The 12,544-nt window shown below is 69.0% G+C and carries 11 protein-coding genes; 5 read left to right on the forward strand and 6 right to left on the reverse strand.

Going from position 1 to position 12,544, the window contains the following annotated elements; all coding sequences use genetic code 11:
* Positions 1 to 190: 190 nt before the first annotated feature.
* Positions 191 to 322, forward strand: coding sequence for a hypothetical protein (locus AB0B64_RS05045; RefSeq protein ID WP_358174818.1), 132 nt, complete (start codon positions 191 to 193; stop codon positions 320 to 322).
* Positions 323 to 971: 649 nt separating this feature from the next.
* Here AB0B64_RS05045 and AB0B64_RS05050 read toward each other — a convergent pair.
* Positions 972 to 1,346, reverse strand: a complete 375-nt coding sequence (locus tag AB0B64_RS05050) for an ester cyclase (RefSeq protein ID WP_357940311.1) — start codon at positions 1,344 to 1,346, stop codon at positions 972 to 974.
* A 108-nt stretch (positions 1,347 to 1,454) separates the two neighbouring features.
* Between AB0B64_RS05050 and AB0B64_RS05055 the strand changes: the two genes are divergently transcribed.
* Positions 1,455 to 1,901, forward strand: coding sequence for a MarR family transcriptional regulator (locus AB0B64_RS05055; RefSeq protein WP_357940313.1), 447 nt, complete (start codon positions 1,455 to 1,457; stop codon positions 1,899 to 1,901).
* A gap of 134 nt (positions 1,902 to 2,035) precedes the next feature.
* Here the strand turns inward: AB0B64_RS05055 and AB0B64_RS05060 are convergent, their stop codons facing one another.
* Together AB0B64_RS05060 and AB0B64_RS05065 are read right to left on the reverse strand one after the other, a co-directional pair.
* Positions 2,036 to 3,442 carry a DNRLRE domain-containing protein gene (locus tag AB0B64_RS05060; RefSeq protein WP_358174821.1) on the reverse strand — a complete coding sequence of 469 codons (1,407 nt, stop codon included), beginning with the start codon at positions 3,440 to 3,442 and terminating at the stop codon, positions 2,036 to 2,038.
* A 267-nt stretch (positions 3,443 to 3,709) separates the two neighbouring features.
* Positions 3,710 to 4,207 (reverse strand): carbonic anhydrase, encoded by a 498-nt coding sequence (locus tag AB0B64_RS05065; protein ID WP_357940317.1) that lies wholly within the window; start codon positions 4,205 to 4,207, stop codon positions 3,710 to 3,712.
* A 153-nt stretch (positions 4,208 to 4,360) separates the two neighbouring features.
* Between AB0B64_RS05065 and AB0B64_RS05070 the strand changes: the two genes are divergently transcribed.
* Complete coding sequence (locus AB0B64_RS05070; protein WP_357940319.1) at positions 4,361 to 4,672, forward strand: hypothetical protein; 312 nt, start codon at positions 4,361 to 4,363, stop codon at positions 4,670 to 4,672.
* Positions 4,673 to 4,766: 94 nt separating this feature from the next.
* On the opposite strand, the gene AB0B64_RS05075 is transcribed toward AB0B64_RS05070, so the two are convergent.
* On the reverse strand, positions 4,767 to 5,330 hold the full coding sequence (locus AB0B64_RS05075) for a thioredoxin family protein (RefSeq protein WP_357940321.1): 564 nt from the start codon (positions 5,328 to 5,330) through the stop codon (positions 4,767 to 4,769).
* Positions 5,331 to 5,402: 72 nt separating this feature from the next.
* Here AB0B64_RS05075 and AB0B64_RS05080 point away from each other — a divergent pair, with 72 nt between their 5' ends.
* Positions 5,403 to 5,780, forward strand: a complete 378-nt coding sequence (locus AB0B64_RS05080) for a VOC family protein (RefSeq protein ID WP_357940323.1) — start codon at positions 5,403 to 5,405, stop codon at positions 5,778 to 5,780.
* 73 nt (positions 5,781 to 5,853) lie between these two features.
* Here AB0B64_RS05080 and AB0B64_RS05085 read toward each other — a convergent pair whose 3' ends face one another.
* A complete protein-coding gene (locus AB0B64_RS05085; RefSeq protein WP_358174824.1) occupies positions 5,854 to 8,901 on the reverse strand; it encodes a glycoside hydrolase family 3 N-terminal domain-containing protein in 3,048 nt (1,015 codons plus the stop codon).
* A gap of 125 nt (positions 8,902 to 9,026) precedes the next feature.
* Positions 9,027 to 11,528, reverse strand: coding sequence for a DNA topoisomerase IV subunit A (locus tag AB0B64_RS05090; RefSeq protein ID WP_357940327.1), 2,502 nt, complete (start codon positions 11,526 to 11,528; stop codon positions 9,027 to 9,029).
* Between the two features lie 127 nt (positions 11,529 to 11,655).
* On the opposite strand from AB0B64_RS05090, the gene AB0B64_RS05095 reads away from it, so the two are divergent.
* The gene (locus AB0B64_RS05095) at positions 11,656 to 12,471 is read left to right on the forward strand and encodes a TauD/TfdA family dioxygenase (RefSeq protein WP_357940329.1); all 816 of its coding nucleotides are present in this window, start codon (positions 11,656 to 11,658) and stop codon (positions 12,469 to 12,471) included.
* Positions 12,472 to 12,544: the final 73 nt, after the last annotated feature.

A 12,544-nucleotide genomic window follows, 5' to 3' on the forward strand; every position in this document is an offset into this window, starting at 1 on the left:
CGAAAGCTATCTCGCCGGGCTCCACCTACGCGGAGCCATCTTGTGGATCCGAAGCCTTCAACCGATCTAAAGATCCGAACTCCATACAGGCCCTAGTGCCGAGCACCCGGACTACGCCGAGGTCCGCGCCGGCGCCGAAATCGCGTGGGACCTCGGTGACCCCAGGGCGACCCGCGGGCCGATCCTGGAGTTGGCCGACACCGACGACCCGCCGGCGCGGATCTTCTTCGGCAAGTCGTTGGAGCCGGTCGCGGCCGAGTACGAGGAACGACTTGCCACGTGGCGGAAGTGGCAGCCGGTGGCGTTGGCGGCATTCCGTTGATCGTGCACAGCGGACTGAGGCCCAGGTCTGACAAGTCGGTCAGCGTCGAGGCACGCCGAGCGATCGCGCCTCTCGGCCCCGGTCCGGCCAGCGCGCCCGGTTCCAGCGCGCCCGGTCCCATCGCGCCCCAGCCTGGGCCGCTCAGCGCGCCCGGCCTAGCCCGCGCCCCGCAGCCCGGGTCTGCTCCGTCTAGGCTCGGTCGCTCCCATCCGGTCCGTCCAGGTCCGGTCGTTTCGACCACATCACGTCGGCTGGGAGATGTCCTCGTGGGTGGTGCCCGCTGACGTCACGGATCGGAATCGGGATCGGGGCCGGGCCGGGGCCGGGGCCGGGATCGGGATCGGGATCGGATGGGATTTGGGACGGGGCGGGGCCGGATTGGGATGAGACCGGGACCGACCGAGACCGGGACCGAGGCCGGGACCAAGGCCGGGGCCGGGGCCGAGGTCAGGCTGGGGGCGCAGGCAGGGGTGGCGCCGGGAGCTGGACCGGGGCGGAGGCCGGGGCTGAGGACCAGGCCGGGGCAGGGCTGGGGCGCAGGCGGGGCCCGGGGTGCGGGGCGGGGGCCAGTCCGGTGTCGGGGCTGGAACACAGGCGAGACCCGGGGCCCGGGATTCGGGCGGGGACCGGGGAGGGGTTCGGTCTGTTGTCAGGTGGGGCGCAAGGTGCTGGTGTCCAGGACTGGCCACAGGTTGGTGATCTGGTTGTCCTTGAGTTCGAAGATGACGCAGGCCCTGATCTCCACGGGCTGGTTTGTTGGTGGGACGCCGAAGAACGTGCCGGTGTGGGTGCCGCTCAAGATCCACCTGGTGGCAACTTTGTTGTCTTCTGCGATCATGTCCTGGATGTCGAAGTGCATGTCTGGGAGGGCTGAGCGGATGTGGGTGGAGATCTGCTTGACGCGTTCCGGGCCGGGTGGGTCGTTGGGGGCGGTGGAGAGGGTGCTGGCGATGATCTCGTCGGCTACCTCCAACTTGCCCTGGTTGAGTACCTCGTCGTACAGGCGCATGACGACGTCCTTCATCGGGATATCCTTCCGATTGGCTAGTTGCTAGAGATGCTTATCTCTAGTTTTCCTAGATATTTGAAAAGCTAGAGAATTTGGTGGGCGATGTCAAGACGTGCGACCTTGGTGACCGCGTTGCTCGAAGCGCTGCGCAAGACCAACGTGCTTTCGGTCTCGATGAGTCAGGCGGCTGCGGGGCGCATCGGCATCAACACCACCGATCTCCACTGCCTCAACCTGTTGAGTGAAGGAGCCCTGACGGCCAGCGAACTGGCGCGGCGGGCCGGGATCACCACCGCGTCCGTCACCGGGGTCATCGATCGGCTCGAAGCAGTGGGATATGTGCGGCGGGAGCGGGACGACGCCGATCGGCGGAAGGTCGTGGTGACGCTCGTGCTGGAGCGGGCGGCGGTGGATGTGGCGCCGGTGTTCACACCGCTGATCAAGGCGTGGCGGGCTTCGTTGAGTGATTACAGCGATGAGCAGCTTGAGGTGATCACCGACTTCATGAACAAGACGCAGGCCGTGTTCCAGGACGAGGTCGAGCAGATGCGCTCCGGCCCGACGAGCTGACACCCCCGCCCTCGACTCCTCCAGGCACGCTGAGCCCGTCCGGAGGCCGAGCGTGTCCCCACGCGCCGAGTTCGTTCGGACATGCCGAAGGGGGCCGGGGGGAGCCCGGCCCCCTTCGGGGTTTCAGGTGATGGTCAGCGCCAGTAGATGACCGTCAGGGTCGGGGGCTTGACGCCCTCGTCCTTGTTCTCCGACGCGGCGAAGGCGCGCCAGTTGGTGGCCTCCGTCTCGTCGGCGCCCTTCAGCTGTACGCCGTAGTTGGCGGCGCCCGAGGCCCACGCCTTGGCCATGGTGGTCACCGGCCACGACAGGTAGCCGGCGCCCCCGGCGCACGGTGCGGTCCAGGTGCGGCCGCGGCCCGCGCGGTTCGTCGCCTGGCCCTCTGTGGTGGTGGTGGGCTTGTTGTCCCAGTTCAGGTCGGTCTCGTCCCACGAGCTGGTGATCCGCTGGGCGGTGAGGCCGGAACCTACGCGGAGGCCGCAGGCGTTCGTCTCCAGGTTCCACATCGCCATGTTGGCGAAGATGACCCGCTTGCCGGTCAGCTTGTGGGTGTCGAACTTGACCAGGCTGCGCATGACGTCGCCGCCCTGGCCGTTCTCCCAGGGCATCGTGCCCGCGATGATCATCGGGTCACCGGGGTGCGAGGCCCAGGAGGTGGCGACGTCGGTGTCCGTCACGCTCGGCAGCGTGATCACCGGGTCGACGGTCACCGGGTAGACGCGCGCCGGGTCCGCCAGGAACTTGGCGTCCGGCTTGAGCACGAGGACCTTGGTGCCGTTCTGCGTCTCGACCGTGGTGTCGATCTTCGAGAGCGAGTCGCCGCGGGGCTTGCCGTGACCCTTCGAGTCCCACATGACCGGCTGCGGCCCGGCGGCGATCACCTTGTCGCCGGCCGTACTGGTGAGGAGAAGGCGGCCGTCGGCCGACTCGGACAGATCGACGCCTTCGGTCTGTACGGGAATGCGGAGCTCCAGCGGACCGGAGGGCTTCTCGCGCAGAACGACGTCGTGACGGAATCCCGTCGGCAGGACAGTGACGACGAGGTCGGCCCCCGGGCCCGCCGCGTCGGTGAAGGTGGCGACGTTCGCCTTGACGACCGGCTTGGGCAGCGCGGTTGGCCACTTGAGCGAGAACACGCGGCCGTTGTCGTCGGTCATCTTCGCCAGCGTGCCCTCGCCGCCGTTGGAGACCTCGACCTGGGCACGTGAGGCACGCGGCTTCAGTACCGCGCCGTCGGCGACGAGTGAGGTGTCGATGGGCACCCACTGGCCGTTCTGCTGCACCTGGGACGGGCCCGAGGTGATGGTCGCGGTGAAGCTGCCGTCGGGGTTGGCGACGGTGGTGCTGGACTCGTCCGACAGGCTCGGCACGGGTACGGGCTTGCCGTCGGCGGCGGCCTGGGCCGACGCGACGTCCTCCGCGCTCTGGCCGGTGGCGGCCAGAGCGGCCGAAGCCGGGATGGCCGTGGCGGCGGTGAGCACGGTCACGGCGCTGAGCCCGAGGGCCAGGCGGCCCATGGAACGGTTGAGAGACTTACGCAAAATCAATGTCCTAACGATCGATGGGTGTGGAGTAGCGCACGAAATGCGCTGACTTCAGGGCGTCGGGCGGGGGACTGGCCCCCGGCGACGATCACCGATCGTTAGGCGGTGCCGGATTGATCGTTGACATGACATCCCCGTTTCTGTCGCGGCGACAAGATCGCCGACGGGTCACAGGGATATCACAGGTAACAGCACGGCAAAGTGGGGGATCGCTTTGGTGCGATATTTCTCACAAAACGTAGAGTTATCGGGTTAGGCGGAGAGTCATACCAGGTCGACCGGCAGCAGTTTGCCCGTGTGCACGTCATAGATCGCGCCGCTCACCGGCAGGCCCGGCGGCAGGAAGGGCGAGGAGCGGATCCGCGTCAGGTCATGGCGCAGGGCCGCGTCCTGGTCGGGGACGGTGTGGAACTCCAGACTGCGGGTGTCGACCCCGTGCCGCTGGGTGAGCTCGTACACATCGGTGTCGGTGACCTTGGACATGCCGCAGTCGGTGTGGGGCATCACCAGGACGCGTTCTACGCCGAGCAGGTAGACGGCCAGGACGAGGGTGCGCAGGACGTCGTCCGTCACGCGCGCGCCCGCGTTCCGCAGGATCTTGGCGTCGCCCGCCTTCAGGCCCAGCAGGCCAAGGGGGTCGATGCGGGAGTCCATGCAGGTCACGACGCCGAGTCCGCGAGCGGCCCGGCCGGTCAGTTCGGAATTCCGGAATTTAGCAGCATATTTCGCATTGGCGGAAATCAGGTCATCGAACTGGCTCATGTGACAGATGATTCCTCACGTCCGTTTCGTAGCGGTTCCCGGGGTGGCGACACGGCGGAAGTTGCCCAAGGTCCCACGCGCGACACTCACTTTGCGTGATGATGTCGTAGCCCAACGTATGAACAGCCCCATGTGTGATCGAAGAAGGTTGTCGTGAGTAGGTCCGAATCGCTCGCCGCGTACCTGCGTACCCATGCCTGGCGCCGCCTCGACCGTGTGGAGACCCGAGACGACGGCCTCAACGCGAGGTGCGCGCTGGCGCTCCTCGACGCGGCCGCCTACGCGGGCGGCCTGCCCGACGACGACCCGCTCATCGTGCTGCTCGACCAGGCAGGCTGCTTCGGGCCGCTGGGTTGTGACGACTTCGACCCCGGAGAGGCCGGCTTCCGGCTGATCCGGGGCTGGCAGGGCGAGCCCCACGAACTCCTGCTCGCCCTGCCGGCCGCCATCGCGACCTCCGCCTGACGTCCCATCACCACTTCCGCCGACGTCCGGCAGGGGTCAGGCCGGCGTGCTCACCTGGCTTCCACCGCCACCCGCGCCTGACATCTGGCAGGGGTCAGGCGGGCGCGTTGCCTGGCTTCCACTTGATGCCGCAGCCGAGTGACGGGTTCTGCTCCTCGCTCACCGGGTCGCCCGCCAACAGGGCGTCGATCGCCGCGCGCAACGAGGCCCCCGTCACCGGTACGGAATTACCGGGCCGGGCATCGTCGAACTCGCCGCGGTACGCCAGCCGGAACGACGCGTCGTACAGGAAGAAGTCAGGCGTGCACGCCGCCCGATACGCCTTGGCCGTCTCCTGCGTCTCGTCGAGCAGATAGGGGAACGGGAAGCCCGCCCGCGCCGCCTGCTCGGCCAGGTGTGTCGGGTCGTCATCGGGGTAGTTCACGCTGTCGTTGCTGCAGATGGCGACCATCGACAGTCTGGGGCCGTAGTCGGTGGCCAGGGTGCTGAGGCCGCGCTCGATGTGCCGTACGTAGGGGCAGTGGTTCGACAGGAACGCCACGAGGATGGCGGGCGAATCCTTGAGATCCGCGAGCGAGACGCTGCCGCCGTGGATCGCGGTCAGATGGAAATCGGGCGCTGGAGAACCGAGTGGGACCATGAACGAGTTGGCAGCCATGGCATCCATTGTCGCTGTTGGCCCCGACGAAACCGTCGGTGGTCATCGGTATGAGAGTCTCGGAGGTAAGTAATGAACGGCATCGCGGAGTTCCGGACCACGGTCCTCGATTGTGCCCATCCGATGGAGCTGGCCCAGTTCTATTCGCGGTTGCTCGGCTGGCCCATCCTGGAGGGGTCCGACGAGGAGTGGGCCGTTGTCACCAATGGAGGCCCGCCCGCGCGGGTGGCCTTCCAGGCCGTCGACGACTACCGGCCGCCGGTCTGGCCCAGTGCGGAGCATCCCCAGCAGATGCACATCGACGTGACGGTCAGCGACATGGACAAGGCCGAGGCCCAGGTGCTGGAGATCGGCGCCACCAAGCACGAGCACCAGCCGAGCGATGACGACTCCTTCCGCGTCTTCCTCGACCCGGCAGGCCACACGTTCTGCCTCTGCAGGGACGTCTGACAGACGAGTGGACCGGCTTCTGGCGTGCTGGCGCCAGAAGCCGGTCCTTGCGTCAGCAGCCCACCGCCTTATGTCAGCGGGCCGCCTGTGTCAGCAGTTCCACCGCCTTGTGTACGTTGCCGGCCGCCAGCTCATGGTCGGCCGACGCCTGCAGGTCGGGCCGTCCGCCGGTGGCCTGGGCGATGTCCCTGGCCACCGAGACGACGGCGTCGTCCTGCGCGTACGCGTCCGTCTTCGAACGGTCGAGCAGCGCCGCCGCCGTGCCGATCGCCCCCAGCACGACGCGGGTCTGCCGCACGGAGCCGTCGGCGTGCCAGTTGTTGCCCAGCAGCGCCACCAGCAGCGCCGCCGAAGCCGCCCTGGAGGCTCCGTCACCGCCGGAGAGCCGGTCGTAGGCCGCCTTGAGCCGGTCGCGGGCCCGGTCGGTGCGCAGCCCCCAGCCGTACGGGTAAAGCGGGTCGTAGGTCGCGTCGCCCACGTTGATCGGCACCTGCTCCGCCGTACGGAACCAGGTGAAGGGCAGCCGCCCCGTGTACGGCACGGCCCCGAACAGTGGGTCGGCCACGCCGGCGCCCTCGGTGCCCGGCAGCCACGACGCCACCAGCGCCTTGACCTTGGACAGGTCGCCCAGCAGCAGCGGGCGGCCGGAGACGACCAGCACGGCGCACTTCATCGCCCCGCACACCCGGTCGATCGCGGCCCGGTCGCCGGCCGACAGGTCGAGCGTGTGCCCGTTGACGCCCACGTCGCCCTGGCCCTCGGCGTACGGTTTCTCTCCCACCACCACGACACCCACGTCATGCCCGGTCAGCGGCGCGGAGGCGTCGGCCGAGTAGGTGACGGAGGCCGCCCGGCCACGGATCGCCGACAGGATCGTGGTGCCCTGCGTGATGGGCCCGGACGAGCCCTGCCAGGTGATCGTCCAGCCGCCGCTCTGGTTGCCGAGGTCGTCGGCGTTGGATCCGGCGACGTACACCTTGGCGTCGCGGCGCAGCGGCAGCAGCCGGTCCTCGTTCTTCAGCAGCACCTGCGACTTCGCGGCGGCCGTGCGGGCCACCGCGCGGTGGGCGGCCGAGCCGACGTCGCCGATGCCGGAACGGTCGGCGTACGGGTGCTCGAACAGGCCGAGCCGGAACTTCTGCGTCAGGATCCTGGAGACCGCGTCGTCGATCCGCGCCATGGGCACCCCTCCGGCCGCGATCTCGGCCTTGAGCGTGCTCGTGAACAGCGGATACGCGTACGGCACCATGATCATGTCGAGCCCGGCGTTGATCGAGGTACGCACGTCGCTCGGGTAGTCGCCGGGGATCTGGTCGATGGCCTGCCAGTCGCTGATCACGAAGCCCTTGAAGCCGAGCCGGCCCTTGAGCACGTCGGTGATCAGCTCCTTGTGCGCGTGCATCTTGAGCGGCCCCTGGCCGAAGTCGACGCTGGAGAACGACGGCATGACGCTGCCCACGCCCCGCTTGACCGCTTCGGCGAAGGGCGCCAGGTGGATGGCCGCCAGCTGTTCCCTGGTGAGCTGGGTGACGCCCTGGTCGATCTTGTAGTCGCCGGTCGAGGAGCCGTACGTGGTGCCGCCGTCGCCGACGTAGTGCTTGGCCGTGGCCAGCACCCCGTTGTCCTGAAGACCGTCGATGATCGTGGTCAGCCGCGAGACCAGTGCCGGGTCCTCGCCGAACGACTCGTAGGCGCGTCCCCACCGGTCGTCCCGTGATACGCACAGGCACGGCGCGAAGTCCCACGGAATGCCCGTGGCCTTGACCTCCTTCGCCGTGACCTTGCCCGCCTGCTCGACCAGGTCGGCGTCGCGCGTGGAGCCGAGGCCGACGTTGTGCGGGAAGATCGTCGCACCGACCACGTTGTTGTGCCCGTGAACCGCGTCGACGCCGTAGATCAGCGGGATCTGCAGCCGCGTCTGCTGGGCGCGCAGCTGGAAGCCGTCGATCATGTCGGCCCACGCCTTCGGCGTGTTGGTCGCCGGGGTGGAGCCGCCGCCCGACAGCAGCGAGCCGAGCAGGTAGGTGGCGATGTCGTTCTGCGAGCCGAGCGCGCCGCGTTCGGCCTGCGTCATCTGGCCGACCTTCTCCTCGGTACTCATCCGGCCGAGCAGGTCGGCGACCCGCTGCTTTACGGGCCTACGAGCGTCGAGGTACGGCAGGCCGTGCGCGTTGATCACGATGGCCGGAGCCTCGGCCGGGGGCCGGGTGCCCGTGCCGGACAGCTCGATCGGGATGGTCTCGGCGACCTCGGCCGCGCCGTCGGCCAGCGTCTTGACCGTGAACGCCTTGGCCGAGCCCGAGGCGGTGCCCGCGGGGAAGGTCAGCGTGCCCTCGACCGGCGTGTAGTCCTGGCCGGGGGTGGCCGTGCCGGTGCCGGTGCGGTAGCCGACGGCCAGGTCGGCGGGGAGCGGGCCGCCGGTGGCGGTGGTGACCGAGACGCGTACCTCGGCCGTGCCCTTCTCGTTCACCGGATAGACCGGCTTGTCCGTGGCCAGGCGTACGGGCCGGGGCGGGGCCGTGCCGTAGACCTGCACATCGTCCCAGAGCAGCGTGCCGGAGGCGGCCGGGAGCCGCATCGAGTAGCCCCACATGGCGACCAGGTCGAGCTGTCCGTCGGTGGGGGCGCCGCCCGGCTGGTAGTCGCCGCGGCGGGTGAAGCCGGAGAACGGCACCTGCACCTGCCGCCATCCGGCCGTGTCATCGGTGAAGGACGACTCGAACAGCTCAGAGCTGCCCGCTCCGCCGCCGCCGTCCTTGATCTCGAAGAACACCTTCTGCCCGGATCCGGTGCCCTTGACCCAGAAGGAGAACCCTTCGTAGGCGGACCAGTCCTGGGCGGTCGTCAGGTCGTGGGACCAGCCGCCCCACTGGCTCACGTTGTAGACCGCTTTGAGCACCCGGTTGGTCGCGGGGGCGCCGGGCCGGGTCGCGTCGGGCTCGACGGTCAGGGCCGGGGTCGAGGCGGCGTCGTTGCCCCAGGCGGAGACGCCCGCGGGCAGGGTCGTGGCCTCGAAGTCGGTGACGGTCAGCGGCTCCGCGGCGGCCTGAGCCGGGGGTGCGGTGACCAGCGCGGCCACCAGGGCCACCGCCGCCCACAGCGGGGTCCTTAATCGGAACATGGATCCTCCCAAGAGCAGAGAGAGCGCTCTCTCCTAGAGAGGATCGTGTCACGGGAGCGATTTATAACAACCCCCGTCAACCTGTGTGATGCCGCCCGGCTGTCCTAGGCCGGGCGGCCCGCACGTTAGTCGTCTTCCGGCTGAGCGGGTTCGGCCGAGTCGTCGGCCGGGCCTGCCGCCAGGGCGCCGCCGACGGCCCCGATGGTGTTGGTGAGGCGGACGCCCGAGCCGTCGCGGCGCCCGATCTCGTCCGGCAGCGGCACCGGCTTGCCCACCGAGGACACCGCCTTGGCCGGCGCGGGCCCCGCCCAGGCCAGCAGCAGCACGTCTTCGCCCTTGAGGAAGCGCTGGGCCCGGACTCCGCCGGTGGCCCGCCCCTTGGCGGGGAACTCCGCGTAGTCCGACACCTTGCCGCCCCCGACCTGGGTCCCCGGCAGGGCGGTGGACGAGCCCGCCACCGTCACCACCTGGGACGGACGCGACGGATCGACCACGCCGAACCAGATGACCCGGGCCGCGTCGTCGAGCCGGATGCCCGCCATGCCGCCCGCCGGACGTCCCTGCGGGCGTACCTGCGAGGCCGGGAAACGTAGCAGTTGCGCGTCGGAGGAGACGAACACCAGGTCGTGCTCCTCGGATTCGAGCTCCACGGCGCCCACCACGGTGTCGCCCTCCTTGAGGGTGATCACCTCGAAGTCGTCGCGGTTGGCCGGATAGTCGGGGACCACCCGCTTGACCACGCCCTGCGCGGTGCCCACCGCCAGGCCGGGACCGTCGGGGTCGAGCGAACCGAGCCCGACGACCGTCTCGTCCGGTTCGAGCGCGACGAACTCGGAGACGGGATGGCCGCCCGACAGCGACGGCGGGTTGGCGGAGGGCGGCAGCGTGGGCAGATCGACCACCGCGACGCGGATCAACCGGCCCGCCGACGTCACCACGCCGACCTCGCCTCTGGCGGAGGTGCGGACCACGGAGACCAGCACGTCGTGCGCGGATCGCTCGTCGCCGCCCGACAGCGGCGAGGCGTCGGAGGTGCGGGCCAGCAGCCCGGTGGAGGAGAGCATCGCCAGGCACGGGTCGTCGGCCACCTGCAGGTCCACCGCCGCCGTGCGGGTCACGCCCGACGCCTCCAGCAGGACCGTACGGCGCGGCGTGCCGTATTTCTTGGCCACGTCGGCCAGCTCGCCCGAGACCACCTGGCGCAGGCGGGCGTCCGAGGACAGGATCCCGGTCAGCTCGGCGATCTCGTCGGAGAGCGTCTGCTTCTCGCGGTCGAGCTCCAGCTTGTCGAAGCGGGTCAGGCGGCGCAGCGGCGTGTCGAGGATGTAGGCGGCCTGGATGTCGCTCAGGTCGAAGACCTCCATCAACCGGGCGCGCGCCTGCGCCGAGTCGTCGGAGGTGCGGATGACCTGGATGACCTCGTCGATGTTGAGCAGCGCGATGATGAGGCCGTCGACCAGGTGCAGGCGCTCCTCGCGCTTGCGGCGGCGGAACTCCGAGCGGCGGCGCACGACCTCGAGCCGGTGCTCCACGTAGACGCGCAGCAGCTCACGCAGGCCCAGCGTGCGCGGCTCGCCGTCGACTAGCGCCACGTTGTTGATGCCGAAGGTCTCCTCCATCGGCGTCAGCCGGTAGAGCTCCTCCAGCACGGCCTCGGGGATGAAGCCGTTCTTGATCTCGATGACCAGGTGCAGGCCCTTGTGCCGGTCGGTGAGGTCCTTGAGGTCGGCGATGCCCTGCAGCTTCTTGCTGGTGACCAGCTCTTTGATCTTGGCGACGACGCGCTCGGGGCCGACGTTGTAGGGCAGCTCGGTGACGACGAGGCCCTTGCGGCGCGGCGTGATCTGGTCGACCCTGCACTTGGCCCGCATGCGGAAGGTGCCGCGGCCGCTCTCGTAGGCGTCGCGGATGCCCTGCAAACCGATGATCGAGGCGCCCGTGGGCAGGTCGGGGCCGGGCACGAAGCGCATGAGCTCGTCGAGCCCCGCGTCGGGCTTCTTGATCAGGTGACGGGCGGCGGCCACGATCTCGGCGAGGTTGTGCGGCGCCATGTTGGTGGCCATGCCGACCGCGATGCCGGTCGTGCCGTTGACCAGCAGGTTGGGGAACGCCGACGGCATGACCGTGGGCTCGGTCTCCTGCCCGTCGTAGTTGGGCTTGAAGTCGACGGTGTCCTCGTCGAGCGACTCGACCATCAGCATGGCCGCCGGGGCCAGCCTGGCCTCGGTGTAACGCATGGCGGCCGGCGAGTCGTCGGGGGAGCCGAAGTTGCCGTGGCCGTCGGCCAGGGGCAGGCGCATCGAGAACGGCTGCGCCAGCCGGACGAGGGCGTCGTAGATCGCGCCGTCGCCGTGCGGGTGGAGCTTGCCCATCACGTCGCCGACCACCCGCGAGCACTTGACGTGGCCGCGTTCGGGACGCAGGCCCATCTCGCTCATCGAATAGAGGATGCGCCGCTGCACGGGCTTGAGACCGTCGCGCGCGTCGGGCAGCGCGCGCTGATAGATCACCGAGTAGGCGTACTCGAGATAGCTTGCGCGCATTTCCGAGGAGACGTCGATGTCGACGATCCGCTCCTCGAAGTCCTCGGGTGGGGGTGCAGTCGTACGTCGGGCCATGTCGAACATTGTGCCGAAGAAAGTTGAGTGCCCGCGACGCATCGGCCGCGCCGGTCCGTAATAGTGCGCTTGACCAAGCAATTGCTTGGGGCTTACGTTCGGAAATGAAGGCGGCAGACTCGCTTCCGGAGGCGTCATGATCGAATTCCATCCCGTGACCAAGCACATCGGCGCCGAGGTGACAGGCGTGGACCTGCGCAAGCCGCTGTCCCAGGAACAGGTGGAGACCCTGCGGGCCGGTTGGCTCAAGTACCTCGTGCTGTTCTTCCGGGACGCGGAAATCGACGACGAGCAGCACCTGCAGTTCGCCCTGAACTTCGGCACGCTCAACCATCCGGCCTTCAAGAAGGACAGCGCCAGCCCGATCCACGTACTCGACCAGACCGACCCCAAGGGGGAGGGTGGCGACGAATGGCACAGCGACAACACCTTCGAGCCGACGCCGCCGATGGGGTCGCTGCTGCGCTGCGTCCAGCTGCCGAGCGTGGGCGGCGACACGTGCTGGGCCAACACGTACCTGGCCTATGAGACGCTGTCCCCGCCGCTGCAGCGGCTCTGCGACGAGCTCACGGCGGTGCACGACATCACGATGTCGATGAAGAAGGCCATCTCCAAGGGGCATCCGTTCGACCTGGCGGAGGTCCAGGCGAAGTGGCCGCCGCTCGAACGCCCCGTGGTACGGGTACACCCCGAGACCGGCCGCAAGGCGCTGTTCGTCAACCGGGCGTCCACGACCCGGCTGGTGGGGCTGTCCGACCGGGAGAACGAGGCGCTGCTGCCTATGCTGATCGACCACATACGGTCGCCGGAGTATCAGCTCAGGCTTCGCTGGCGTCCGGGCACACTGGCCTTCTGGGACAACCGCCCGACGCAGCACTATGCGGTCGCCGACTACACGGAGCGCCGCCGCATGCACCGCGTGACCATCAACGCCTTCCCAGAACACCAATAAACCGTCGCCTTTCGTTACGGCAAGCCGCCCCACCGGCCGAGCCGCTGGGGGAACCACCGGCTGAACCACTGGC

This window comes from Nonomuraea sp. NPDC049129, from assembly GCF_040648495.1.
Lineage (GTDB): Bacteria > Actinomycetota > Actinomycetes > Streptosporangiales > Streptosporangiaceae > Nonomuraea.